The organism is Cryobacterium sp. TMT1-19, assembly GCF_004403055.1.
Taxonomy (GTDB): domain Bacteria; phylum Actinomycetota; class Actinomycetes; order Actinomycetales; family Microbacteriaceae; genus Cryobacterium; species Cryobacterium sandaracinum.
In genome coordinates this window covers 62,331-86,622 of sequence record NZ_SOHB01000021.1, presented here as the reverse complement: position 1 = coordinate 86,622, position 24,292 = coordinate 62,331, and the positions used below count along the sequence as shown (strand labels likewise).

Annotated in this window: 22 protein-coding genes; 5 read left to right on the top strand and 17 right to left on the bottom strand. The window is 69.2% G+C overall.

Going from position 1 to position 24,292, the window contains the following annotated elements; translation table 11 throughout:
• Positions 1 to 118: 118 nt before the first annotated feature.
• Entirely contained in the window at positions 119 to 1,333 is a 1,215-nt protein-coding gene (locus E3T40_RS05180; RefSeq protein ID WP_104100190.1) for an NADP-dependent isocitrate dehydrogenase, read from the bottom strand.
• A gap of 173 nt (positions 1,334 to 1,506) precedes the next feature.
• Here E3T40_RS05180 and E3T40_RS05175 point away from each other — a divergent pair, with 173 nt between their 5' ends.
• The 3 genes from E3T40_RS05175 (at position 1,507) to E3T40_RS05165 (ending at position 2,801) form a co-directional block, all read left to right on the top strand.
• Positions 1,507 to 1,959, top strand: coding sequence for a GNAT family N-acetyltransferase (locus tag E3T40_RS05175; RefSeq protein ID WP_104171811.1), 453 nt, complete (start codon positions 1,507 to 1,509; stop codon positions 1,957 to 1,959).
• Positions 1,960 to 1,969: 10 nt separating this feature from the next.
• Entirely contained in the window at positions 1,970 to 2,290 is a 321-nt protein-coding gene (locus tag E3T40_RS05170; RefSeq protein ID WP_104171810.1) for an MGMT family protein, read from the top strand.
• Positions 2,291 to 2,354: 64 nt separating this feature from the next.
• Positions 2,355 to 2,801 carry a cupin domain-containing protein gene (locus E3T40_RS05165; RefSeq protein ID WP_198411933.1) on the top strand — a complete coding sequence of 149 codons (447 nt, stop codon included), beginning with the start codon at positions 2,355 to 2,357 and terminating at the stop codon, positions 2,799 to 2,801.
• A 28-nt stretch (positions 2,802 to 2,829) separates the two neighbouring features.
• Here the strand turns inward: E3T40_RS05165 and E3T40_RS05160 are convergent, their stop codons facing one another.
• From E3T40_RS05160 to sucC, 9 genes are all read right to left on the bottom strand, one after another.
• A complete protein-coding gene (locus E3T40_RS05160) occupies positions 2,830 to 4,635 on the bottom strand; it encodes an ABC transporter ATP-binding protein (protein ID WP_134542830.1) in 1,806 nt (601 codons plus the stop codon).
• Positions 4,632 to 6,353: an ABC transporter ATP-binding protein gene (locus tag E3T40_RS05155; RefSeq protein ID WP_134542861.1), complete on the bottom strand. Its 1,722-nt coding sequence runs from the start codon at positions 6,351 to 6,353 to the stop codon at positions 4,632 to 4,634. Before E3T40_RS05155 ends, E3T40_RS05160 begins: the two co-directional genes overlap by 4 nt.
• 731 nt (positions 6,354 to 7,084) lie before the next feature.
• On the bottom strand, positions 7,085 to 8,170 hold the full coding sequence (locus E3T40_RS05150) for a Glu/Leu/Phe/Val dehydrogenase family protein (protein ID WP_134542829.1): 1,086 nt from the start codon (positions 8,168 to 8,170) through the stop codon (positions 7,085 to 7,087).
• A 119-nt stretch (positions 8,171 to 8,289) separates the two neighbouring features.
• Positions 8,290 to 9,486, bottom strand: coding sequence for a mechanosensitive ion channel family protein (locus E3T40_RS05145; RefSeq protein WP_104194019.1), 1,197 nt, complete (start codon positions 9,484 to 9,486; stop codon positions 8,290 to 8,292).
• 94 nt (positions 9,487 to 9,580) lie between these two features.
• Positions 9,581 to 11,257 carry a bifunctional phosphoribosylaminoimidazolecarboxamide formyltransferase/IMP cyclohydrolase gene (gene purH / locus E3T40_RS05140; protein WP_134542828.1) on the bottom strand — a complete coding sequence of 559 codons (1,677 nt, stop codon included), beginning with the start codon at positions 11,255 to 11,257 and terminating at the stop codon, positions 9,581 to 9,583.
• On the bottom strand, positions 11,254 to 11,847 hold the full coding sequence (gene purN / locus E3T40_RS05135) for a phosphoribosylglycinamide formyltransferase (RefSeq protein WP_134542827.1): 594 nt from the start codon (positions 11,845 to 11,847) through the stop codon (positions 11,254 to 11,256). Before purN ends, purH begins: the two co-directional genes overlap by 4 nt.
• A gap of 9 nt (positions 11,848 to 11,856) precedes the next feature.
• On the bottom strand, positions 11,857 to 13,401 hold the full coding sequence (locus E3T40_RS05130; protein ID WP_134542826.1) for a DUF6350 family protein: 1,545 nt from the start codon (positions 13,399 to 13,401) through the stop codon (positions 11,857 to 11,859).
• A 301-nt stretch (positions 13,402 to 13,702) separates the two neighbouring features.
• Complete coding sequence (gene sucD / locus E3T40_RS05125; RefSeq protein WP_134395088.1) at positions 13,703 to 14,590, bottom strand: succinate--CoA ligase subunit alpha; 888 nt, start codon at positions 14,588 to 14,590, stop codon at positions 13,703 to 13,705.
• A gap of 13 nt (positions 14,591 to 14,603) precedes the next feature.
• Positions 14,604 to 15,773, bottom strand: a complete 1,170-nt coding sequence (gene sucC / locus E3T40_RS05120; RefSeq protein WP_104194029.1) for an ADP-forming succinate--CoA ligase subunit beta — start codon at positions 15,771 to 15,773, stop codon at positions 14,604 to 14,606.
• A gap of 234 nt (positions 15,774 to 16,007) precedes the next feature.
• On the opposite strand from sucC, the gene E3T40_RS05115 reads away from it, so the two are divergent.
• Both E3T40_RS05115 and E3T40_RS05110 read left to right on the top strand, forming a co-directional pair.
• Entirely contained in the window at positions 16,008 to 16,718 is a 711-nt protein-coding gene (locus E3T40_RS05115; protein WP_104171802.1) for a VIT family protein, read from the top strand.
• A gap of 78 nt (positions 16,719 to 16,796) precedes the next feature.
• Positions 16,797 to 17,189, top strand: a complete 393-nt coding sequence (locus tag E3T40_RS05110) for a DUF3054 domain-containing protein (protein WP_104194016.1) — start codon at positions 16,797 to 16,799, stop codon at positions 17,187 to 17,189.
• Positions 17,190 to 17,506: 317 nt separating this feature from the next.
• On the opposite strand, the gene E3T40_RS05105 is transcribed toward E3T40_RS05110, so the two are convergent.
• The 7 genes from E3T40_RS05105 to E3T40_RS05080 all read right to left on the bottom strand — a co-directional run bounded on the left by E3T40_RS05105 (position 17,507) and on the right by E3T40_RS05080 (position 24,253).
• Positions 17,507 to 17,740, bottom strand: coding sequence for a hypothetical protein (locus tag E3T40_RS05105; RefSeq protein WP_104194015.1), 234 nt, complete (start codon positions 17,738 to 17,740; stop codon positions 17,507 to 17,509).
• A gap of 158 nt (positions 17,741 to 17,898) precedes the next feature.
• Positions 17,899 to 18,711 (bottom strand): FAD:protein FMN transferase, encoded by an 813-nt coding sequence (locus E3T40_RS05100; RefSeq protein WP_241981677.1) that lies wholly within the window; start codon positions 18,709 to 18,711, stop codon positions 17,899 to 17,901.
• Positions 18,695 to 19,204 (bottom strand): FMN-binding protein, encoded by a 510-nt coding sequence (locus E3T40_RS16310; protein WP_166786582.1) that lies wholly within the window; start codon positions 19,202 to 19,204, stop codon positions 18,695 to 18,697. Before E3T40_RS16310 ends, E3T40_RS05100 begins: the two co-directional genes overlap by 17 nt.
• A complete protein-coding gene (locus tag E3T40_RS05090) occupies positions 19,201 to 20,616 on the bottom strand; it encodes a ferric reductase-like transmembrane domain-containing protein (protein WP_233193966.1) in 1,416 nt (471 codons plus the stop codon). Before E3T40_RS05090 ends, E3T40_RS16310 begins: the two co-directional genes overlap by 4 nt.
• Positions 20,617 to 20,682: 66 nt before the next feature.
• On the bottom strand, positions 20,683 to 21,084 hold the full coding sequence (locus tag E3T40_RS16940) for an FUSC family protein (RefSeq protein ID WP_241981676.1): 402 nt from the start codon (positions 21,082 to 21,084) through the stop codon (positions 20,683 to 20,685).
• A gap of 6 nt (positions 21,085 to 21,090) precedes the next feature.
• A complete protein-coding gene (locus tag E3T40_RS16935) occupies positions 21,091 to 21,735 on the bottom strand; it encodes a hypothetical protein (protein WP_241981675.1) in 645 nt (214 codons plus the stop codon).
• Positions 21,736 to 21,796: 61 nt separating this feature from the next.
• The gene (locus E3T40_RS05080) at positions 21,797 to 24,253 is read right to left on the bottom strand and encodes an ATP-dependent helicase (RefSeq protein WP_104194013.1); all 2,457 of its coding nucleotides are present in this window, start codon (positions 24,251 to 24,253) and stop codon (positions 21,797 to 21,799) included.
• Positions 24,254 to 24,292 lie beyond the last annotated feature (39 nt).

Here is a 24,292-nt window from a genome sequence, read left to right as displayed (position 1 = left end):
TCGCCGGCCTCCGCCAGCAAGGAAAGCCTCCCCTCAGGGCCGGGAAAACCCGGGAAAACGCCCAAAAAAGGGCGGCAGCCTCACCCCGCGGGTGAGACTGCCACCCTGTCGCTGCGGGTTAGGCCATGCGGGCCTGGAGGTTCTCCGCGATGGCCGCGAGGAACTCCTCGGTCGTCTGGAAGGCCTGCTCCGGGCCCACGAGAAGCGCGAGGTCCTTGGTCATCTTACCGCTCTCGACGGTCTTGATGACCACGTCTTCGAGCGTGTTGGCGAACTCGGCGAGCGCCGGGTTGCCGTCAAGCTTGGCGCGGTGCGCGAGGCCGCGGGTCCAGGCATAGATCGAGGCGATCGGGTTGGTCGAGGTGGCCTTGCCCTGCTGGTGCTGGCGGTAGTGGCGCGTCACGGTGCCGTGCGCGGCCTCGGCCTCGACGACCTTGCCGTCCGGCGTTGAGAGCACGCTGGTCATCAGGCCGAGCGAGCCGAAGCCCTGCGCGACGGTGTCCGACTGCACGTCGCCGTCGTAGTTCTTGCAGGCCCAGACGTAACCGCCCTCCCACTTCATAGCAGAGGCGACCATGTCGTCGATCAGGCGGTGCTCGTAGCTGAGGCCGGCCGCGTCGTAGCGGGCCTTGAACTCGGCGTCGAAGATCTCCTGGAAGATGTCCTTGAAGCGGCCGTCATAAGCCTTGAGGATCGTGTTCTTCGTCGACAGGTAGACCGGGTACTTGCGCTCGAGGCCGTAGTTCAACGACGCGCGGGCGAAGTCGCGGATGGAGTCGTCGAGGTTGTACATCCCCATCGCGACGCCGCTGCCGGGGGCCTGGAATACCTCGAACTCTTGCGGGGCCGAGCCGTCCTTCGGGGTGAAGGTCATGCTGAGCGTGCCCTCGCCCTCGAAGCGGAAGTTGGTGGCCTTGTACTGGTCGCCGAACGCGTGGCGGCCGATGATGATCGGCTTATTCCAGCCCGGCACGAGGCGCGGGATGTTCGAGATGATGATGGGTTCGCGGAAGATGGTGCCGCCGAGGATGTTGCGGATGGTGCCGTTGGGCGACGCCCACATCTTCTTCAGGCCGAATTCCTCGACGCGCGCCTCGTCGGGCGTGATGGTCGCGCACTTGACGCCGACGCCGTGCTTCTGGATGGCGCGGGCCGAGTCGATCGTGATCTGGTCGTCGGTCTCGTCGCGCTTCTGGATCGACAGGTCGTAATACTCGAGGTCGATGTCGAGGTACGGGTGGATCAAGGTCTCCTTGATCGCGTGCCAGATGATGCGGGTCATCTCGTCCCCGTCGAGCTCGACGACAGTGCCTTCAACCTTGATCTTCGCCAATGGAAATCTCCTCAGAATATCGGGGGGCAAGAATAGCCACACCGATTCTAGTGGAGCGACGTAACTATCTTGACATCGAGACAGTTTCCGGATCTTCCGGATGGGCCACCCCCACGCTCTGTCGTCCGAAAACCCGACTACCGGCCGGCTCCGGTGCACGTTAGCCTGTTCGCATGGGTGAACTACGACTGGAAGAACTGTCCGCGCGCAACATCGTCGCGGCGAACAGCCTGAGCCTGAAACCGGGCCAGGAGCAGTTCATCGCCCCCGTCTCCTACGCGGTCGCGGCGTCCGTCATCAACCCTGCTACCGCCTGGCAGCGCGTCGTTCTGCTGGACGGCGAGGTTGCCGGCTTCATCCACGGAAACTTTGACCCCGACTCACCGCACGAAGAATTCCGTGCCTGCATCTGGCGCATCAACGTGGACGCGGAGGCCCAGGGCAAGGGTGTCGGCAAGTTCGCCGCAGACGCACTCGCCGCCGAGGCCCGCAAGCGCGGCTTCGACCACATCACCGTGATCTGGGAACCCGGCGAAGAGGGGCCGGAGTCGTTCTTCCACCGCCTCGGCTTCAGCGACATCGGCCAAACCGACTACGGCGAGACCATCGGCGCATTGCAGCTCTGACTCGCAGCCGATGACGGATGCCGGCACCCGGGAACCTGCCTTCGTCACGCACGTTCTCGGAATCGTGGAGTCGATCCCGGCCGGTCGCGTGATGACCTACGGTGACGTCGCGGCCGTGCTCGGCTCCCGTGGAGCCCGCCTGGTCGGGCAGATCATGGCGCGCCACGGCGCCGCGCTGCCCTGGTGGCGTGTGATCCGGGCCGGCGGACGCCCGCCGATCGGGCACGAGGAGCGCGCGCTCCCCCACTACACCGCGGAGGGCACCCCGTTGAAGCCCGGGGCATACGGCTACCGCATCGACTACGCGGCGGCGCGCTGGAGGCCCGCATAGCGATCACCGCCCGGGGTTGCCCGCAATGCTTGGTTCGAGGCTGCGCCGGATGCTACCGTTTTTCATGGACAGCGAAAGCACAGCCGCACACACCGCCCTCGATCCCGTCGTCACCGACCCGGGCGCCTACCGAGTACTGCTTGAGAACGACCGCGTTCGCGTGCTCGAGTTCCTCGACGCTCCCGGCGATGAGACCAATCCCCACGAGCATCCCGACAGCGTCATGATCACGCTCAGCGCCTACGCCCGGCGCCTGTCATCGGAGGGCCGCGAAATCGACGTCGAGCTGCCCGCCGGCGAGACCCGCTGGCTGCCGGCCCAGGAGCACGCCGGCGTGAACGTCGGCCGCACGCCGACGCACGCGATCTTCGTCGAACTCAAGGAATCACCCGCGATCCCGCGGGATCCCAGCTACCACCCGCTCGGACCGGTCGCCTCCAACCGCCCCCTGACGGGCACGCCGCTCTCCGACGACTCGAGCGACGAGGAGAAGGCCTGGGGGTTCGCCTAACCGCTCGCGCCGCGAGTCGCGTCGCCGATCACACCAGCGAGTCGCGCCAGGCGGCGTGCAGCTGCGCGAACCGGCCGGTGCCGGCGATCAGCTGGTCGGGCGTGCCGTCTTCGACGATGCATCCGTGCTCCATCACGAGCACCCGGTCGGCGATCGCCACGGTCGACAGGCGATGCGCGATGATCACGGCGGTGCGTCCCCCGAGCAGTGTCTGCAGCGCCTGCTGCACAAGACGTTCGCTCGGGATGTCCAGACTCGAGGTGGCCTCGTCGAGGATGAGCACCGCCGGGTCGGCCAGGAACGCCCGAGCGAACGAGATAAGCTGCCTCTGCCCGGCGGAGACGCGCCCGCCGCGCTTGTTCACGTCGGTGTCGTACCCGTTCGGCAGCCCCGCGATGAAGTCGTGCGCGCCGACCGCTTGCGCCGCCGCCACGATCTCGGCGGGCGTCGCATCCGGTTTGCCGATCGAAATGTTGTCGGCGACCGAACCGCTGAACAGGTAGGCCTCCTGGGTGACCATGACGATCGCTCGGCGCAGGTCCTTGGGGTGCAGGTCGCGCAGGTCGACGCCGTCGAGGGTCACCTGACCCTCCGACGGGTCGTAGAAACGCGCCATCAGCTTGGCCAGGGTGGACTTGCCGGCCCCGGTCGACCCAACCAGGGCGATGGTCTGCCCGGCCGGGATCGTCAGGTCGAACTGCGGCAGGATGACCCGGTCGCTCTGGTATTCGAATTGCACGTTCTCGAACGAGACCGCACCCTTTGCCGCCCAGAGGTCGACCGGCGTCACCGGGTCCGGCACACCGGGATGCTCCTCAAGCACCCCGGAGATCTTCTCCAGCGCCGCGGCGGCCGACTGGTAGGAGTTGTAGAACATCGCCATCTCCTCCATCGGGTCGAAGAACCGGCGGGTGTAGAGCAGGGCCGCGAGCAGCGCGCCGATATAGAGCTGGCCGTCGACGACGCGGAACCCGCCGACCAGGAGCACGACCGCGACGGCCACGTTCCCGATCAACACGAGACCCGGATCGAAGATGCCGAACAGCTGGATGACCCGCTCATTCACCTTGCGGTAGTCCTCGACCAGTTCGCCGAACACCTTCTCGTTGCGTTTTTCCGCCCGGAAGGCTTTGACCGCACGGATGCCGGTCATGGTCTCCACGAACTGCACGATCAGGCTCGCCGACGCCGTTCTCGACCGGCGGAAGAGCGTTTGCGAGCGCACCTGGAACCAGCGGGTGAGCAGCGCCAACGGCACGATCGACGCGAGCAGGACGAGCCCGCTCGTCCCGTCGAGCAGGAACAGTGCGATCGCGGTGAACACCATGTACAGCAGCCCCTGCACGAGCTGGTTGATGCCCGAGTCCAGCAGTTCCCGGATGGCGTCGAGGTCGCTGGTCTGCCGGGAGATGATGCGCCCCGAGGTGTACGACTCGTGGAATTCGAGGCTCAGCCGCTGCGTGTGCAGGAAGACCCTCTTGCGCAGGTCGATCAGCACGGCCTGGCTGATCCGCGCCGACATGATCGTGTACCAGGCGATCAGGATGGCCCCGACCACGCCCGTGGCTAGGTAGACCAACCCCGTGGCGGCCAGCGGCACCCAGTCCTGCTCCATCAGCGCGGGCAGACCGCGGTCGATCCCGAACGCGATCAGGGCCGGGCCGGCCACCTGCGCGGCCGTGGACACGACCACGATCAGCATTGCCGCGAGGACCGAAAAGCGCACCGGGTGCAGCAGCGACCCGAGCAGACGCAGCGACCGGCCCCGGATCTGCTTGCTCTCCGCGGCGGTGAAGTTGCTGCGGTCTTCGCCCTCGACACCGGTGACGCTCATCGCGCCGCCTCCTCTCGTGCGGACTCTCGTCGTTCTTCGTCTTCCAGGCTCGAGATGACGAACTTGTAGTGTTCGCTCTCGCGGAGTAAATCGGAGTGCCGTCCGATCGCGGTGACACGCCCGTTCTGGAGCAGCGCCACCCTGTCGGCGAGCATCACGGTGGACGGCCGGTGCGCCACGATCAGCGCCGTGGTCGCGGAGAGCACCTCGCGCAGCGCGGCTTCGACAAGGGACTCGGTGTTCACGTCGAGCGCCGACAACGGGTCGTCGAGCACGAGCACGGCGGGTTTCGCCGCCACCGCTCGCGCGAGCGCGATCCGCTGCCGCTGGCCGCCGGAGAGGCTCATCCCTTCCTCTCCGACGAGCGTGTCCACGCCCTCCGGGAGGTCGTGGGCGAAGCCGGCCTGGGCGACCATGAGCGCCTCCTCGAGTGCGGCATCCGCTTCGGACGAGCGCTCGGCCCACTCCGGACGGCCGAGCAGCACGTTGTCGCGCACGGATGCCGAGAACAGCGTCGCATCCTCGAACGCCATCGACAGGTGGCGACGCAGTTCCTCGCGGCCGAGGGAGCGCACGTCGACCCCGTCGAGGGTCACCGCCCCCTCCGTCACGTCGTAGAGGCGGGTGGTGAGCGCCGTCAGGGTGGACTTGCCGGAGCCGGTCAGACCGACGAGAGCCATGGTCTCCCCCGGTTCGAGCACCAGGTCCACGCCGTCGAGCAGGTCCGGGAAGCGGCTCGGCGAGTCGGGGTAGCGGAAGTGCACGTTCTCGAACGCGAGGCGGCCGCGGGGCCGGTCGACAGTGACGGGATGCTCGGGGTCCGTGATCGCGTTCGGCGCGTCGAGCACGTCGAAGAACCGGTCGGTCGCGGTGCGGGCATCGAAGGTCATCGACAGCAGGAACCCGACCGACTCGATCGGCCAGCGCAGCACGGTGGCCGTGGCGAAGAAGGCCACGAGCCCGCCCACGCTGAACTCGCCCTGGCCAGCCAGCCAGACACCGGCGACGAGGCAAAGGGCGAAGGCCACATCCGGGATCATCAGCAGCCACAGCCAGATGCCGGCGATGGCGCGCGCCTTCTCGATCTCGGTGCCGCGCAGGCTCTCGGCCTGGTCGGAGAAGTTCTTCAACGCGAACTTGCCTCGCCCGAAGGCCTTGAGTACCCGGATGCCGTGCACCGACTCTTCGACGGCCGTCGCGAGGTCGCCGGCCTGGTCCTGGCTGCGCCGCGCAACGACGGAGTATTTCTCCTCGAACAGGTAGCCGACGATCCACAGCGGCACGGAGCAGACGAGGAAGATGAGGCCGAGGATCCAGTTCATCGACACCAGGATGGCGGCGCCGATCACAACGGTGACGACGTTCACGATGAGCAGCACGAGCCCGAACGAGATCCAGCGGCGGATCAGGTTGAGGTCGCTGACGGCGCGGGAGAGCAGTTGGCCGCTCGGCCACTTGTCGTGGAATGTGACCGGGAGGTCCTGCAGCCGGGCGTAGAGGGCGTTGCGCATCCGGGCCTCGATGTGGGTGCCGGGGCCGAGAACGAACCAGCGGCGCAGTGCGATCAGCACCGCCTCGATCACGCCGAGGGCGAGTACCACGATGACGGCCGGCCAGATCTGGGCGGCGTCCTGCTGAGTCAGGGCACCGTCGACGAGGCGCTGCAGCACCTGCGGGATGGCGAGCGCCACGAGCGCCGCCAGCAGGGCGGCGAGCATGCCGAGGGCCAGCCGCGGCAGGGCCGGCCGGGCGAAGGGGTAGAGGCGCAGCAGCACCTGGAGTGTGTTCCTCCGGGGCAGGTCAACGGGGTCGGTTCCCGCTGCGGGGTCGGGGTCGGGCGGATGGCTGTGGTCGGTGAGCGTGGTCACGAGTGAGTCCTGAACGAGTCTGGTTCCGGTGAACGGCGGCGCGCGGCGCCGGGAGGCCGACGACGAGCACGTCGGCCGGCGGGGGTGGAAGCCGTAGCTTCCGGGAGCAGCATGGCTGCCGGCCTGCGGGGCGGAGCCGGTCGCTGGGTGTCAGCGGCCCGGAGTCAGGCCCGAGGCGGGGCGGGAGATCGCGGGAGGGGGCCGGCTAAGCGGCGCGCGGGAACGAGGTGGCTGCGCCAAAGCGCGCGCCGTCGTTCGCAGACGTTGCGATGGTGAACGATGCTGTCTTGGTCATGTCGGCCTCCTGAGCGCGTGGTGTCTGAGCTGTGCCCCCCTGATCAGGCAGCTTTTCAGACTACGGTTCCGTGGCCTCGGGCGCAAGCGCCGAATTCGGGGATCGGGATTCAGCGCACCCGTACGCTCAGGCAGGTATCGCAGCCCTCGAGCTTCTCGAAGTCGGAGATGGGTGGCTCGGATTCGGCGCGCCGGTCATGCGCCGCTCCGCGCGTGGCGTGCCGTGCGCGGAGCGGCGCAGCACGCGCGCACCGCCAGCGAAGCGACCGGGGAGCTGCCCGGGGCGGCTACCGCGGGCGGGCGGCATCCAGCCGCGCGGCAGCGAGGCGCTCTGCGGCGGCGAGCGTTGTGATGCCTTGCTCGCGGGCATCCGTGAAGATCTGCGCGACGACATCGCCGATCGCGGCGACCCGCTCGGTCACGACGGCCCGGTCGGCGTTCGGCTCCGAGGCCAGGGCCAGGTAGATGACGCCGCCGGCGTTCACGACGAAGTCGGGTGCCCAGAGGATGCCCCGCGCGTCTAGCTGGGCGGCACCCTCCGGCTGGGCGAGCTGGTTGTTGGCGGCCCCGACCACCCCGAGCACGTTGAGTTCACCGATCACCCGGGCGGTGAGCACCCCGCCGAGCCCGCAGGGCACGAACAGGTCGGCCGGCACGTGGTGCACCTCGTCGACGGGGACCCAGGTCGCGCCGAGGCTGGCGGCGAACTGCTGCTTGCCGAGGTTGACGTCGCTGACCGTGAGGCGGGCCCCGGCGGCGGCGAGCTCGCCGGCAAGGCGGCCGCCGACCTGGCCGAGGCCGGAGATGACGATGTGCCGGCCGGACACCTCGCGGCTGCCGAACAGGGCGTCGAGGGTGGCGAGCACGCTGGCATAGACGCCGGCCGCGGTCGCGTCGGCCGGTTCGCCCACGCCGCCGCTGGCGGCCGGGAGACCGCAGACGTGGTCGGTGCGTTCCTTCACGATGGCCATCGACTCGGCGTTCGTGCCGACGTCCTCGGCCGTCATGTACGCGCCGTCCAGACTCTCGATGGCGTCGCCGAGGTCGAGCATGACGTCACGCCGCTCCGCCTCGCTCAACTCGGTGCCGAGCGGCACGTGGATCACGGACTTGCCGCCGCCCAGGTTCAGCCCGGCGGCCGCGTTCTTCAGCGTCATGGCCGCGGACAGGCGCAGGGCGTCGGCGACGGCATCCGTCCAGTTCTCGTACTGCCACAGGCGGGCGCCGCCGAGGGCCTGGCCGAGCCGGGTGGAGTGCACGGCCACGGTGATCACGAGGCCCGAACGGATGCCGGTGGTGATCAACACGCGCTCGTGCGTGAATGGGAGGCCGATCAGGGCATCCAGCGAGGTGGTGGGGTGCGTGAGCGTCATGGGGTGGTTCTCCTCGCTGGTCGGCCTTGTGGGCTGGCTGTGCCGCCGCGATCGTGACGCGTCGACTGCACCAGAATAGCCGCGCGACTCCCCGACTGCGCGTCGTGACCGGCGGCGCGTCAGCGCTTCTCGGCCGGACCCTCCTGCACGGGGATGGTCGCGGTGAACTCGGCCGCCCGCGCCTTGGCGTTCTCGTCGCCGGAGAACAGCCCGATGGGCGCGGTGACGGGGTGGGCCGACGGCGCGGCGCGCGCGGGAACCTCCGCACGCGGGGGTTCCCGCCGCAGTTCCATCCGTCCCACCGGCAGTGCCTCGGGGTTGTGCGTGTTGAGCCAGTCGATCAGGTTCTCGCGCACGAGGCAGCGGAGGTCGAACAGGGTGGGAGCGTCGGCGGCGGAGACCAGCACGCGCACGCGCACGAAGCCGCCCACGGCATCCGTCACCTGGAGCACGACCACGCGGCCGTCCCAGAGCTCGGTCTGCGCGACGATGCGGTCGAGTTCCACGCGCATGCCGGCTGGGTCGACACGCCAGTCGAGGTCGAACTCGACCGCGCCGAGCAACTCGCTGTTGTGCCGGGTCCAGTTCTGGAACGGGTTGGTGGTGAAGTAGGTCGACGGCAGCACCATGCGGCGGTCGTCCCAGATGTGCACGACCACGTAGGTGAGGGTGATCTCCTCGATCTTGCCCCACTCGGTCTCGACGATGACCACGTCGTCGACCCGCAGGGCGTTGTTGAAGGCCAGCTGGATGCCGGCGAACACGTTCGCGAGAGTGGACTGCGCGGCCAGGCCGGCCACGACGCTGAGCAGACCGGCTGAGGCGAACAGACTCGCGCCCAGGGTCGCGGCGCCGGGGATGCTGAGCAGCACGGCCCCGATCGCGCAGATGACGATCACGGCGACGCCGATGCGCCGCAGCATCCGCAGCTGGGTACGCACCCTTCTCGCGACGCGGTTGTCGCGCACGTCGATGCGGTAGCGGGCGGCCGCCACCTCCTCGAAGAAGTAGAGCAGCGCGCAGACCAGCCAGGTGGACGCGGCGATGAAGAGGGCCCGGAAGAAGAAGTCGACCAGTCGTTCGATCCCCTCGGAGGTCTGCAGGAACAGCGTGTGAACGGTCCAGATCGCGCCCACCAGCAGCATCAACCGGAACGGCACCCTGACCAGGCCGACCAGCGTGCGCGCCCAGGCTTCCTTGCGGCCCACCACCCGGAAGACCAAGGCGATGATCGCCGTGATCGCCACCGCGGCCACGACCGCGACCGCCAGGGCGACGAGGTAGCCGGTCTGGATGAATCCCTCGAGGTCTGGCACGGCGTTCCTTCCTGCCGGGACGGGTCTGGCGAAGCCACGGTTCCTTCAATCGTGCCAGATTCCGTGGCCGCACCGGGGCTGCCCCGATGAACGCCTAGTGGAAGAAGTGGCGCTCCCCGGTGAAGTACATGCTGACGCCGGCATCCGCGGCCGCCTGGATGACCTCGGCGTCGCGCACGGAGCCGCCGGGCTGCACAACGGCGGTGACGCCCGCGTCGAGCAACACCTGCAGGCCGTCCGCGAACGGAAAGAACGCGTCCGAGGCCGCGACCGAGCCGGCCGCCCGGTCGCCGGCCCGCAGCACCGCGAGGTGGCAGGAGTCGACCCGGTTGACCTGGCCCATTCCGACGCCCACGGATGCCCCGCCGCGCGCCAGCAGGATGGCGTTCGACTTCACGGAGCGGCAGGCCTTCCACGCAAACTCGAGGTCCGCCCGGGTGGCCGCGTCGACCTCGTCGCCGGCCGCGAGGGTCCAGGTCGACGAGTCGAGGTTGTCGAACGTGTCGGACTCCTGCACGAGCAGGCCGCCAGAGATCTGGCGCAGTTCGAGCGAGGATCGGTGGTAGTCAACCGGAAGCTCGAGCAGGCGGATGTTCTTCTTGGCGCTGAGCAGCTCGAACGCGGCCGGCTCGAAACCCGGGGCGACGAGCACCTCAGTGAAGATCTGACTGACGGTCTCGGCCATGCCGAGGGTGACCGTGCGGTTGGCCGCGATGACGCCGCCGAACGCGGAGATCGGGTCACAGTCGTGCGCGCGGTGGTGCGCGGAGGCGATCGCGTCGGGCGCCTTGGGGTTGGCGACGGCGATGCCGCAGGGGTTGGCGTGCTTGATGATGGCGACGGCCGGTGCGACGAAGTCGTAGGCGGCGCGCACGGCGGCATCCGCGTCGACGTAATTGTTGTACGACATCTCCTTGCCGTGGCGCTGCACGGCCTGCGCGATGCCCTGGCCGCCCTCGCCGAGGTAGAGGGCCGCGGCCTGGTGCGAGTTCTCGCCGTAGCGGAGCACCGCACTGCGGGTGGCCTCGATGACGAGGGTCTCGGGGAACGGCATCTCCTCGGAGAGGGCCTCGCCGATCACGGCGTCGAACTCCTCGAGGATCTCCTCGTTGAGGGCCGCGGCGTCGTCCTGCCACTGGTCGTAGACGTTCTCCGTGAACCAGGCGGAGACGCTCAGGTCGTAGCCGGCGGTGTGCTCGAAGGCGAGCGAGGCCAGCTTCTGGCGCAGCGTCAGTGGGGTGCCGCCGGCCTCGACGGCTGCGATGATCTCGTCGTAGTTGTCGGGGTCCACCACGATGGCGACGTTGGCGTGGTTCTTGGCCGCGGCGCGCACGAGGGCAGGGCCGCCGATGTCGATCTGCTCGATCACGTCGGCCGGGACCGCACCCGACAGGGCGGTCTCGACAAACGGGTACAGGTTCACGACGACGAGCTGGAATGCGGCGATGCCGAGGTCGGCGAGCTGCGCCTCGTGCGCCTCGAGGCGCAGGTCGGCGAGGATACCGGCGTGCACTCCCGGGTGCAGGGTCTTGACCCGGCCGTCGAGGGATTCGGGGAAGCCGGTGACGGCGGAGACATCCGTCACGTCGTGGCCGGCGGCGCGGATGAAGGCCGCCGTCGAACCGGTCGACACGATTTCGACGCCGGTCGCCGCGAGAGCTGCGGCCAGTTCGACCAGACCGGTCTTGTCGCTCACCGAGATGAGGGCGCGCTGCACGGGCACGACGTCGCGGTGGCGGTACAGGCTCGGGGCGTTAGTGGGACCGCTCATATGTGGGGATGCTCCTTGAGATCGACGTGTCCGTTGGCGATATCGAGCACGGCCTGCACCAGCAGGCGACGCTCGACGATTTTGATGCGGTCGTGCAGGGATGCCTGGGTGTCACCGTGCAGCACCGGCACCCGTTCCTGCGCGATGATCGGTCCGTCGTCGACGCCCGTGTCGACCACGATCAGGCTGGCGCCGCTTTCGGCGACCCCGGCGGCGAGCGCGTCACGCACCCCGTGCGCCCCGGGGAATTCGGGCAGGTAGGCCGGATGTGTGTTGAGCAGGTTCGGGGTCAGCGCCGCCACCACCCGGGGCGGCAGCAGGCGCATGAAGCCGCTGAGCACGATGAGGTCGGCGTCCCACTGCTGGATCTGCGCGAGGAGCTCGTCGCCCCAGGCCTCCCGGGACGGATGCGACGTGTACGGCACCGTGAAAGTGGAGATGCCGTATTCCTCGCCGAGCACGAGCCCGTCGGCGTCCCTGTCGGAGCCGATGGCCACCACGCGGGCCGGGTATTCGGCGTCGCGGCAGGCCTCGAGCAGGGAGCGAAGGTTGGATCCCCCGCCGGAGATCAATACGACCAAGTTCAGCACGGGAGAAGCCTACCGGCGAGGGAGCGCGGCGCGCAGCCGGCCGAGGAGACGACCGACCCCGCTAGTCCCACTGCGCGCGGCACGTGACGCGGTTGCCGGCTTCGTGCCCGGCTTCGTGCCCGGCTTCGTTCCCGGCATTCCGCCCGTCGCACCGTGCCCGGAGCCGTTCGCGCCGACCGGGGGCGCGGGAGTCAGGAGACCGAGGCAGGCCGCGATGCCGACCTCGAGCGCGACCAACGCCCCGACCAGCAGCGGGTTCGGGCCGACCTCGACAAGACGGCCCGGGCCGAGAGCTCCGCCCGACCACCAGGCCAGCAGCCCGAGCAGCACACCGGTGACGAACCCGGTGCCGAGGCCCGTGAGGAGCCGTTCCGAGATGGAAGGAGGGACATCCGCGGTCGCCCGCTGCCTCAGGATGACGGCGGCGAGGAAACCGACCAGCAGCGGCACGAGCAGGCCGACGAACCCGAACGCCAGGCTGCCCTGCGGCAGCCCGCCGAGGATCGGCAGGCCCGGTACGGCGCCGAGCGAGGTGCCGACCGGGGACACGCTGGTGCCCACGCCTACCGCGATGCCGGGTCCGGCAAACCAGGCCGCGGCCCAGATGACCAGGTTCGGGATCAGCGAAAGCTGCAGGAGTGTGAGCGCGATGCCGCCCAGGACGCCGGCCTGCACGGTCTCGTAGAGTCCGATGATGGTGGCGTAGCTGGTCAGGATCAGCACGAAAACGGTGATCCCGGAGACGCAGAGGATACCGGCGGCCGCGGCCGCTCCGCTCCGCAGCGCCGCGGCGGCGCCCGCGCGCACCGCGACCGGGAGCAGGCCGGCTGCGGCACCCGTGCTGCTGGTGTTGCTGCTGGTGTTGCTGGTGTTGCTGGTGCCATTGAGGCCGTGGACGCTCTTGCCGGCGCTGCTGCCGGCGCCGGAACCGCTGACGCTGGCGACGTTGCCGGCGCTGTCGGCACTGCTGCCGGTTGCGCCGCGGCCCGCGCCCCGGACGACTCCCGGGAGGCGGCCGGGCAGGCCGGGGATGCTACCGATCAGGCGGCCCAGCTGACCCTGGCCGGCGCCGATCAGAACGCCGGCGGCGAAGATGAGCGGAGGCAGAACCAGACCCTGTACCGTCTGGGGGCGCACGGCATCCGTGCCGGCCGACAGCACGAGCAGAGCGGTCAGCAGCGCGTAGCCGGCGATGGCGCCCGTCACCCCGACCCAGCGGTAGGGGGTTTCCGCCGCCCGGCGGCCGGTGCGCAAGCCGAAGAGCACGGCCATCAGCGCGAAGCCCAGCAGTGCGATCGTGATCGGGAACGCGGCGTCCGAGCCGGGCAGGTTCAGGGCGGCGACGAGGGTCGGGTCGAGTTGGACGACCAGGTCGACGCCGTTGCCGACGAGCCAGACGTCGACCGCGGCACGCCAGAACACGAGCCAGTTGACGGCCATGTCGAACTGCGTGGCCCACAGAACCGTGAGCGGAACGAGCGCGATTCCGACCCCGATGGCTACGACAATGAGCGCGTCGAGCGCGGCAAGCAGGGCGGTCGTTAAGCGTTTCATCCGATCGGAGCCTACCGTTTCCGCCGCCCCGGCTCCCCTGCCCCCCGCCGCGCGCTGACGAATTCGACGGAGATTTTGCTCGATCCAGGCTGAAACGGATGTTTCGGGCCGGTTCTGACCAAAATCTCCGTCGAATTCGTTCGGGCCCAGGGCACGGCAGAGGCACGGCAGAGGCAGGGCGGCAAAGGAACGGCAGGCGGCAGGCAGAGGAACGGCAGGCTCGCCGGCCGCGGCCGACAACGCGTCAGGGCCCGCCTGGTGAGGCGGGCCCTGTCGTTCGGTGCCGGTGCAGCGATGCCGGTTACAGCGCCGCGAGAACCTCACGCAGCAGGGTGGCGGTCTCGCTCGGCGTCTTGCCGACCTTGACCCCGGCGGCCTCGAGGGCCTCCTTCTTGCCCTGGGCGGTTCCGGCCCCGTTGGAGACGATGGCGCCGGCGTGGCCCATGGTCTTGCCCTCGGGGGCGGTGAAGCCGGCTACGTAGCCGACAACGGGCTTGGTGACGTGGGCCTTGATGTACTCTGCCGCCTTCTCCTCGGCGTCGCCGCCGATCTCTCCGATCATGACGATGGCGAGCGTCTCGGGGTCAGCCTCGAACGCCTCGAGCGCGTCGATGTGCGTTGTGCCGATGATGGGATCGCCGCCGATGCCGATGGCGGTGGAGAAGCCGAGGTCGCGCAGTTCGTACATCATCTGGTAGGTCAGGGTGCCCGACTTGGAGACGAGGCCGACCGGGCCCTTGCCGGTGATGTTCGCCGGCGTGATGCCCACGAGCGCCTCACCGGGGGTGATGATGCCGGGGCAGTTCGGACCGATGATGCGGGTCTTGTTGCCCTTGGCGTTGTTGTAGGCCCAGAACTCGGCCGAGTCCTGCACGGGCACACCCTCGGTGATGATGACGAGCAGCGGGATGCCGGCGTCGATGGCTTCGATGACGGCGTCCTTGGTGAAGGCCGGCGGCACGAACGCGATGGAGACATCCGCGCCCGTCTTTTCGATCGCCTCGGCAACCGTGCCGAACACGGGCAGCTCAACGCTGCCGTGCACGACGGTGGTGCCGGCCTTGCGAGCATTCACGCCGCCGACGACCTGGGTGCCGGCCCTCAGCATGAGGGCGGTGTGCTTGGTGCCCTCACCGCCGGTGATGCCCTGCACGATGACCTTGGAGTCCTTGTTGAGGAAGATTGACATGTTCGAAAATCCCTTACTTCGCGGCGTGGGCGAGTTCGGCGGCCTTGGCGGCACCCTCGTCCATGGTGGCGGCCAGTGTGACGAGCGGGTGGTTGGCCTCGGTGAGGATGCGACGGCCTTCCTCGACGTTGTTGCCGTCGAGGCGCACAACGAGCGGCTTGTTGGCGGCGCTGCCCAGTTCGGCGAGCGCGCCCACGATGCCCTTGGCCACAGCGTCACAGGCGGTGATGCCGCCGAAGACGTTGACGAACACGGCCTTGACCTGCGGGTCACCGAGGATGACGTCGAGGCCGGCGGCCATGACCTCGGCGGATGCTCCGCCCCCGATATCGAGGAAGTTGGCAGGCTTGACGCCGCCGTGGTTTTCGCCGGCATAGGCGACGACGTCCAGGGTGCTCATCACGAGTCCGGCGCCGTTGCCGATGATGCCCACTTCGCCGTCGAGCTTGACGTAGTTGAGGTCGTTCTCCTTGGCCTTCGCCTCGAGCGGGTCGGCAGCGGCCGCGTCCTCGAGGAGGGCGTGCCTCGGGTGGCGGAAGCCGGCGTTTTCGTCGATCGTGACCTTGCCGTCGAGGGCGATGACGTCGCCCTCTTCGGTCAGCACGAGCGGGTTGACCTCGACCAGGGTCGCGTCTTCACCCGTGAATACGTTGTAGAGCTGCACGAAGACGGGTGCGACCTTGTCGACGAGGTCGGCTGGGAACTTCGCGTCGACCGCGATCTGACGGGCCGTGTCCAGGTCGATCCCGGCAATCGGGTCGATGGCCGTGTAGGCGAGCGCTTCGGGCTTCTCGACAGCGAGAACCTCGATCTCCACGCCACCCTCGTAGCTCGCGAGCGAGAGGTAGGAGCGGTTGGTGCGGTCCAGCAGCACGGAGAAGTAGAACTCCTGCGCAATGCGGGCTCCGCCGGCCACCATGACCCGGTTGACGGTGTGGCCCTTGATGTCGAGTCCGAGGATGGCGCGCCCGGCGGCTTCAGCGTCGTCGGGGGTCTTCGCCACCTTCACGCCGCCGGCTTTGCCGCGGCCGCCGACCTTGACCTGGGCCTTGACGACAACGACGCCGCCCAACTTCGCGGCCGCGGCACGCACCTCCTCCGGAGTGTCCGCGATGATGCCCGGCAGAACCGGGACTCCATACTGTTCAAACAGGTCTCGTGCCTGATATTCGTAAAGATCCACGCTGCTCTTCCAATCCGCGTCGTAGCGTTCCTGCAAGGTCTTGAGGGGCAAGGGCACGGATGCCCGCGCCGCAGATAGCTCGACATCAAGACATACGTACCATTCCAAACTCTATCGGTCCCCGCCGACATCGCGAACACGCCGTGCGCCGCACGTCGGTCGCCGTGAAGTTGCCGCCGTGAGGCAAGCCAGTCCTTGCTGGCGCGGCACGCATCCGCCTGCTTGGATTCAGTCATGACTGAACCCGAACACGGCGTCGATCCCCACTCCGCCGACCATGCCTCGCGCCTGAACTGGCTGCGGGCCGGCGTGCTCGGAGCCAACGACGGCATCGTGTCGGTTGCGGCCCTGGTGGTCGGCGTCGCGGCGGCGACCACGGATGCCTCGGCGATCCTGATCGCGGGCGTCGCCGCCCTGCTCGCCGGCGCGATCTCGATGGCCCTGGGCGAGTACGTCTCGGTGAGCAGCCAGCGCGACACCGAGCGCGCCCTGATCGCCAAGGAGACCTGGGAACTCGAGAACATGCCCGAGCAGGAGCTCGCCGAACTGGCCGACCTTTACCAGGCAAAGGGGCTCACCCCCCGGACGTCGAAGCAGGTGGCCCTCGAGCTGACCGCGCACGACGCCCTCGCCGCGCACCTCGAGGTGGAACTCCACATCGGCGCCGACGAGCTGTCGAACCCGTGGCACGCCGCCTACGCCTCCGCCATCGCGTTTACGGTCGGCGCGAGCCTGCCGCTGCTGGCGGTGCTGCTGCCGCCGCCGGAGTGGCGCCTGCCGGCCACCTTCCTCGCCGTCGCGATCGCCCTGGTCATCACCGGCTGGCTGAGCTCCTACCTCGGCGGCAGTCCGAAAGCCCGCGCGATCTCCCGGGTGCTCGTCGGCGGCCTGCTCGCGCTCGGAGTCACCTGGGCGATCGGCTCCCTGCTCGGCACCGCGGTCTGATCGGCACCGCGGCCGGATCGGCAACGCGACCGGATCGGCACCGCGGTCTGACCCTCCGGGCCCCCGTAGGCTGGAAGCATGGCAATCCAGCAGAGCAGTCGGTCCAGTCTCCTCCTCGCGGCGGGACTCGACGCCGCCCTGGTGCTGGTCTTCGTGCTGATCGGCCGGGCCAGCCACCAAGAGGATATTCTCGGCACCCTGATCACCGGGCTGCCCTTCCTTGGCGGTCTCCTCGTGGGCTGGCTCATCATGCGCGCCTGGCGCAGCCCGCAAAAGATCGTCTGGACAGGCACCGGAATCTGGCTCTTCGCCGTCGGCGTCGGGATGCTGCTGCGCACCGTGAGCGGGCAGGGAACGGAATTCAGCTTCGTCGTCGTGGCGACCGTCGTGCTCGGGGTGTTCCTGCTCGGCTGGCGCGGGCTCGCGGTGCTCCTCCGCCACCGGCAGGCTCGCACCCGCGCCGTCGCGTAGCCGCTCCGACGCACGTACGCTCGCCGAACGGTGAGCAGAGCTCCTCTCCCCACGGGCCACAGGGTTGAGGAGCCGAATTCACGGCTCGGCGAGTCTCTCGAGTACGCGGCGCTTCAGCGACTCCGGACTGAACGAATTCGACGGAGATTTTGGCCGAAACGGCCCTGATTACCCTCGAAAAGCCGTTTTTCAGGAGAATCTCCGTCGAATTGGTTCGCCGCGAGCACGGCGCTCCTCTGGGGGTGAACGGCGTCCGCGCGGTGCGGTCGGCTCTGATCTTCCGAGAGCGACAGAACTAATCGGTTTGACGAGGCCGGCTACTCCCGGGGTCCGGGCTCGCCGGGCTCCTCGGTTTCCCGGTCGTCGTCCTCGTCGTCAAGCTCAACCGGGCGCTGGTCGGCGTCGATCTTCCACACCGCATCTCCGTCCTCGGCGAGCGGCACATCCTTGTCGAGGGTCAGTTCGATGTCATCGATCTCGCGGTCTTCGTCGAGTCCGTCGCTCGTCGCATCCGCTCGCCGCGGCCAGAGTCTCTCCGGGTCGCTCGCCATGATGACACCTCCAGCTTGATGGGAGCCGCCCCGTTTGGGCATCCCCGCGGCGGCAACGCTACGCTCCCGAGCCGCAAGCGACAAGGAAGGGCATCCAGGCAGGGCGACAGGCCCCGCGCCCGCGAGCCCGGTCAGGCCGACGCTGCCCGCGAGCCCGGTCAGGCCGACGCTGCCCGCAGGCCCGACGCTGCCCGCAGGCCCGGCGTGGCCAGCAGCGAACCGTCGCGCAGCACCGCCAGCACATCGATCGGGAATGCCTCCGCGCTGCGGTCCAGTGCCGCCTGCCCGCCGGCGACGATGGCCGTGGCCAGCACATCCGCGGTCACGATGTCCCGGGCGAAGACGGTGACCTGGCGGTAGGGCGACACCCCGCCGTCGACGGTGGTCCAGATGTGGTCGCCGCGCTCCGCGCTGCCCGAGGTGGCCACGGCCCGCACCGGCAGGGTCAGCGGCACCGTGGCGAGCAGGGTTCCTCGATCCAGAGGGTCGACGATCCCGGCCGACCAGCCGAGGCCGGACGCCCGGTCACCGCCGACGAGGATGTCCCCGCCTGCGTTGAGCGACCAGTCCCGGGCTCCGAGCCGGTTCAGCAGGTCCCCGGCCTCCGCAATCGCGAGGCTCTTGACGATGCCGGACAGGTCGATGGCGCCGTCGGCGCGGTGCGGGGTGAAGACCCCGTCGGTGCGGCCCCGCCACGCCAGGGCGAGCGCGTAGCAGTCGCGGAGTTCGGGCCCGGCCTGGGTGAGCCGCAGCTCGCCGCGGTTGACGCGGCTGAGCTCCGACCCCTCCCGGTGCAGGCTGAAGCGTTCGTTCCAGCCTCGGAACACCTCCACGACCGCGGTCCGGGCAGCAGCCAGGCGGGCGTCGTCGTGCGGGGCGGCGCCGTCACCGAGACGGATGCTGATGACGGTCCCCATGCTCAGGGCCGTGATCGCCGTGTGACCGGCCACCGCGCTAGAACTGCGCGGCATCGAGGGCTGCCTGGAGCGAACGGAGGTACCCCTGGGACGTGTACGTCGCGCCGCTGACGTTCGCCACGTTGGCGGACTGCGCGGCGAGCACCTCGTCCCGCAGGATCGGGGCCGCCCGGTTGCTGATCTGGACCGACTTCCGGTCGTCATTGGTCAGCTGCAGCGGGGTGACCATGGTGATCGTGCCGTTGTCGATGGTCACCGACACCTGCATCGGGCCGAACCGGGTCTGCACGGCTGAGCCCTCGAACGTGCCGGTGACGCCGGTGGGCGCGAGCGCCTCGTCGACAGGTGTCGACGCGTCGATCGTGGTCGTCGCACCGCCCGTGCCATCGCCCGTCGCACCGCCCGTCGTTTCGTTGGACGTCGGCGTCGTCAGGGTCGTCGTCAGCGTGGCCTGCAGGGATTGCACGGCGGGGGCTCCGACGAGCCAACCCACCGACAGAACGGAAACGGAAGCCAGGGCGGCCGCAGCCGCTGCTCGAATTCTCACCAGTCAAACCTTTCGAAATGAATCTGTCGCGGGGGAAGGCCGGCCGAGCGGGCATCCCGCACGACCTCGTCGGTCCACCGCCGTGGACCACAGACATACACGTCCGCGTCACGCAGCCGCGGCACCAGGGTCAGCAGGTTCACCGGGCCCGCCACCGCGTCGGCGGGCAGCCAACTGGCCACACCCGGCGGCCTCTTCCCCACGATGACGCGGAACTCCGCACCCCGCGCCCGGCACAGCTCGGCGAGTTCGTCGGCCAGGTAGCTGTCTGCGAGCGTGTGGGAGCGCAGGATGACCGTGGCCTGCCCGGGCAGGAAGCTCGCCGTCTCCAGCAGGGAGCGGATCGGGGCGACGCCGATACCGGCGGCCACGAGCACGATCCGCGGTGACGTCCTGGCCCGGTCGGTGAACAGTCCGTATGGGCCCTCGACGCTCACCCGGGTGCCCCGGCGCAGGCCGCCGAGCGCGGCAGAGGCGTCGCCAAGGGAGCGCACCGTGATGCGCAGGGAGTTGCCGGTGGGCGCGGCCGAGAGGGAGAACGGATGCGCCTGCCACCAGAGCCCGGGAGTCCAGAACCGCCAGATGAAGAACTGCCCGGCGTCGGCCTGAAGCCGGGCCAGGCGGTGGCCGGACACACGGATCGAGACGACGCCGTCGGCGACCCGGTCGACGCCCTCCACCCGCAGCCGGGCCCGCAGCGAGCGGACGAACGGCAGGATGACCCGGAAGACGAGGATCGAGCCGGCCACCCCCACGTACAGGACCAGCCAGTAAAACCACTGCGGCGAGCCTGCGACCAGAAGGGCCCCGACGGTGAGCTGGTGCGGCAGCGACGCCAGCACGGCCACGTAGGAGAGCAGGTGCACGATGTGCCACACCTCGTACGGCAGGCGGTGCCGAACGATCACGATCGAGCTGACGACCACCAGCACCAGGAGTCCGAGGCCGATGACGGCCAGCAGCATGTCCGGCAGCACGGTCAGCATGCGCCAGACCTCGGCGACGACGCTGATCTCGCCGGCCAGCGCGTAGCCCACGATCAGGAGCCCGGCGTGCGCGAGGATCAGGGAGAGCGCCGGCTTGCCGAGCGACTGGTGCAGGGCCATGGCGCTGTCGTGGCCGAAGGCCCGGTCGATGGCGGGCAACCGTGCGGCCAGCAGCATCATGATCAGGAGCAGATCTGTGCCGACCAGTCCGGCCAGCACGCCGAGGGAGGTGAGCACGTCTGCGGGGGTGGCGAAGCGGGCAGCGCCGCCATCGGCCAGGAACAGGGCGATGACGAGGGCGACGGAGACGGTACAGAGAACCTGCAGGGTGTCAGCCAGCCGCATCCGTTGCCGGTATTCGGGGCGCACGCGCGGCGCGGGAGCAGTGAGCCGCCGCGGCGGGGTGGTGCGGGTGTCGATGCTCATGCGAAGAGCCTCGCGAGCGTACCAATCGACGGGCTATCGAAAAGCTGGGAGCAACCTGTGCAGTTCCTAAGCGTTCAGGGGTGGACGCTGTCCACCGAGCCGACGCGAACGCTGCCGGGCGAGGCCCCGCACCGCGAGCACGATCAGCACCGCGACCACGCCGCCGAGCGCGGTTTCCACCACCCGGTCGACCAGCAGCGTCGGCACGGCGACCGGGTCGGCCAAGTGAGCCACGGTCAGCGCCAATGGCGTGACGAACAGCAGGGCGGCGCCGTAGTGCCTGCCGATCAGGATTTCCGCGCCGAACTGGCCGATCGCGATCACCGCGATCAGCACCCAGACGGATGGCCCGAGCAGCAGCACGAGGGCGGTCACCGCCACTCCGAGCGCGGTACCGATGATGCGGTGCACCGCCCGGGAGATGGAGTGCGCGGCACGGGGCGGCGGGAGCACGGCGACCACGCTCACCACTGCTCAGTAGGGGTGCCCGATGCCCACGAAGAGGGCGAGCCCGCCGGCCAGCAGCACGCCGACCTGGTGCTGCAGGATGGTGAGCCACACCTGGACGTCGCGGAACGCGGCCGGTCGCAGCAGCGGCGTGCGCGGCAGCTCCTTGAACAGGTCGCCGAAGCGGTCGCCGACCAGGCGCCGAAACGCCCAGCCGGACATGGTGAGCAGCCAAGCCAGCGCGGCGCTCGCCACTGCCACCAGCAGGCGCGGCAGCATCTCGTCGACCGGCGCGGGCACCTGCGCACAGACCAGGTAGGCGAAGACGAAGAAGATCGGCGTGCCGGGGAACAAGCCATACGTCGATGCCAGCAGGATCCCCGCCGTGATCACGAGCAGAAGCCCGAGCACCAGGGCCGGCAGGGTTGCCTCGGCCACGCTCATCACAAGCCCGGCGGCGACGCTGACCAGCATGAAGGCCGCGGCGACGCTGACCGTGCGCGCGCGAATCCGGTACGGCTCGCTCCGGCCGTAGAGCGACGTCATCGCCCCGAACGACGCGTAGGCGGCCCAGTCGATCCGGCCCAGCAGAACGAGCACGACGAGTGGCACGACCACGGCGATGCTGGCCCGGGACGCCACCTCGAGGTCGAGGGCGCGCACCGATTTCACGCGTTCGAGCAGGGTTTCCGGTCTGCCCGGTTCCGGCGCGCCGGGGCCCGCGGCTCCGCCACTAGAGCTTCTCGATCGGCGCGATCTTGATCAGAAGCTTCTTTGCGCCCACCGTGTCGAACTGGACGTGCGCGATGCGCTTGGTGCCGTCACCGGTGACCTGGTTGACGCGGCCGTCGCCGAAATCGACGTGACGGATGCGGTCGCCCTGCATCAGGGTGAGGTCACCGTTGTCGCGCACCTGGCTCGGCACCCGGCTGGCCCATTCGGTCTTCTTCTTCGGCGCGGGCGGCAGCGCCTGCGGGTCACCGCGCCCCGCGAACCCGCCGCCGAAGCCGTCGCGTCTCGCGTTCAGCGCCCGGGGCTGGGTGCCGCCGCGGGAGTTCGCCATGCCCGGGGACTGCTTCCAGTCGATCAGGTCGACGGGGATCTCCTGCAGGTAGCGGCTGGGCATGGCCACGTTGATGTCGCCGAACTGGGCCCGGGTCATCGCCAGGGAGAGGTAGAGCCTCTGGCGGGCGCGGGTGATGCCCACGTAGAACAGGCGCCGCTCCTCGGCGGGCCCGCCGGGCTCGTTGGCCGACATCTGGTGCGGCAGCAGGCCCTCCTCCACGCCGGTCAGGAACACGGCCTCGTATTCGAGTCCCTTCGCCGTGTGCAGGGTCATCAGGGACACCGTTCCGGAGGCGTCGTCGAGGTCGTCGGCGGCGGCGACCAGGGACACCTGGGTGAGGAAGTCGACCAGCCCCGAGTCGGGGTTCTCCTTGTTGAAGTCCTTGGTCTGGGCGACGAGTTCCTCGATGTTCTCGGCGCGCGCCTCGTCTTGCGGGTCGCGGCTGCCTCGCAGCAGGCTGAGCAGTCCGCTGCCGTCGAGCAGGAAGGTGAGCAGCTCGGACACGTTCGCCGTGCCGGCCGGGTTCTCCGGGTCGAGCTTCAGCGCCGCCTCGTCGAGCAGGGTCGCCAGCTTCAGGATGGCCCCGGTCACCTTGGGGCCGAGGCCCAGCGACGCGGAGTCGCGCATCGCCTGCCGGAAGCTGATCTGGTTCGCCTCCGCGAAGCTCGCCAGCGCCGTCTCGGTGGCTGGGCCGATCCCGCGCTTGGGGGTGTTCAGGATGCGACGCAGCGCCAGTTCGTCGTTCGGGTTAGCGACGGCGATCAGGTACGCCAGCGCATCCTTGATCTCAGCCCGCTCGTAGAACTTGGTGCCGCCGACGACCCGGTAGGGCACCGCGGAGCGCACCAGGATTTCTTCAAGCGCACGGGTCTGCGCGTTGGTGCGGTAGAACACGGCCATGTCGCGGTAGGCCATGCCGGCTCGGTGCAGCACCTCGATCTCGTCGGAGACGAACTGGGCCTCGTCGTGGCCGGAATAGGCCGTGTAGCCCACGATCTTCTCGCCGTCGCCGCCCGCGCTCCACAGTTTCTTGTCTGTGCGGTCGAAGTTGTGGCCGATCACCGCGTTGGCGGCCGAGAGGATGTTCTGGGTCGAGCGGTAGTTCTGCTCGAGCAGGATCACCCTGGTGCCCGGGAAGTCGCGCTCGAACTCGCTGATGTTGCGGGTGTCCGCGCCGCGGAAGGCGTAGATCGACTGGTCGGAGTCGCCGACCACGGTGAGCGAGGCTCCCGGGATGCCGCCGGAGGCGTCGCGCAGGTTGCGCACGTGCACACCGGTCGCCTCCATCTCCTCGGCCAGGTCGGGCTCAACGGGACGGGTCAGCTCGCGCACGAGCGAGTATTGCGCGTGGTTGGTGTCCTGGTATTCGTCGACCAGGATGTGGCGGAACCGGCGCCGATAGAGGGCCGCGACCTTCGGGAACGCGCGGAACAGGTAGACCGTCTCGCCTATCAGGTCGTCGAAGTCGAGGGCGTTGGCCGCGCGCAGCCGGTGGGTGTACTGCCGGAAGATCTCGACGAACATGACCTCCTGCGGGTCGCTCATGTTCGCGTTGCGGGCGTAGGAGTCGGCGTCCGCGAGCTCGTTCTTGAGCTTGGAGATCTTCGCTGACGCATTGCCGGGCGTGAAGCCGAGCGTGTCGGCGTCGAGGGCCTTGATGATGCGCTTGAGCGTGACCTTGGTGTCGGCCGAGTCGTAGATGCTGAACGTGGCGGAGAGGCCCGCGCTTTCCGCTTCGCGGCGCAGGATGCGCACGCAGGAGGAATGGAAGGTGCTGATCCACATGCCGTCGGCCCCCTGGCCGAGGATCGCCCGCACCCGCTCGCGCATCTCCGCCGCGGCCTTGTTGGTGAAGGTGATGGCGAGGATCTGGCTCGGCCAGGCCTCGCGGCTCTCCAGCAGGCTGGCGATGCGGCGGGTGAGCACGCTGGTCTTCCCGGAGCCGGCGCCCGCGATGATCAGCAGCGCCGGTCCGCGGTACAGCACGGCCTCGCGTTGCTGGGGGTTGAGCCCTTCGAGCAGTGGACTCTCCCGGTCGCGCGGAGCCGCTCCGTCCAGGATGATGGGCACCGCGGAGGGAACCTGGCGGGCGGGCGTGTGGTCCGGGTCGGAGAGGGTCGTCATATCGCTCCCAATTCTAGGTGTTGCGTCTGACACCGCCCC

Excerpts from the sequence above, each read along its gene's own strand:
- E3T40_RS05150 (WP_134542829.1), bottom strand. The coding sequence starts at position 8,170 with ATGACGCTCACGCACCCCACCACCTCGCTGGATGCCCTGATCGGCCTC.
- sucD (WP_134395088.1), bottom strand. The coding sequence starts at position 14,590 with ATGTCAATCTTCCTCAACAAGGACTCCAAGGTCATCGTGCAGGGCATC.
- E3T40_RS05110 (WP_104194016.1), top strand. The coding sequence starts at position 16,797 with ATGGCAATCCAGCAGAGCAGTCGGTCCAGTCTCCTCCTCGCGGCGGGA.
- E3T40_RS05165 (WP_198411933.1), top strand. The coding sequence starts at position 2,355 with ATGGACAGCGAAAGCACAGCCGCACACACCGCCCTCGATCCCGTCGTC.
- purH (WP_134542828.1), bottom strand. The coding sequence starts at position 11,257 with ATGAGCGGTCCCACTAACGCCCCGAGCCTGTACCGCCACCGCGACGTC.
- E3T40_RS05130 (WP_134542826.1), bottom strand. The coding sequence starts at position 13,401 with ATGAAACGCTTAACGACCGCCCTGCTTGCCGCGCTCGACGCGCTCATT.
- E3T40_RS05105 (WP_104194015.1), bottom strand. The coding sequence starts at position 17,740 with ATGGCGAGCGACCCGGAGAGACTCTGGCCGCGGCGAGCGGATGCGACG.
- E3T40_RS05100 (WP_241981677.1), bottom strand. The coding sequence starts at position 18,711 with ATGCCGCGCAGTTCTAGCGCGGTGGCCGGTCACACGGCGATCACGGCC.
- E3T40_RS05080 (WP_104194013.1), bottom strand. The coding sequence starts at position 24,253 with ATGACGACCCTCTCCGACCCGGACCACACGCCCGCCCGCCAGGTTCCC.
- E3T40_RS05160 (WP_134542830.1), bottom strand. The coding sequence starts at position 4,635 with ATGAGCGTCACCGGTGTCGAGGGCGAAGACCGCAGCAACTTCACCGCC.
- E3T40_RS05115 (WP_104171802.1), top strand. The coding sequence starts at position 16,008 with ATGACTGAACCCGAACACGGCGTCGATCCCCACTCCGCCGACCATGCC.
- E3T40_RS05090 (WP_233193966.1), bottom strand. The coding sequence starts at position 20,616 with ATGAGCATCGACACCCGCACCACCCCGCCGCGGCGGCTCACTGCTCCC.
- E3T40_RS05175 (WP_104171811.1), top strand. The coding sequence starts at position 1,507 with ATGGGTGAACTACGACTGGAAGAACTGTCCGCGCGCAACATCGTCGCG.
- E3T40_RS05155 (WP_134542861.1), bottom strand. The coding sequence starts at position 6,353 with ATGCTCGCCGCCCTGCTGGCGGCGCTCGTGGCGCTCGCCATCCCGCAG.
- E3T40_RS05170 (WP_104171810.1), top strand. The coding sequence starts at position 1,970 with ATGACGGATGCCGGCACCCGGGAACCTGCCTTCGTCACGCACGTTCTC.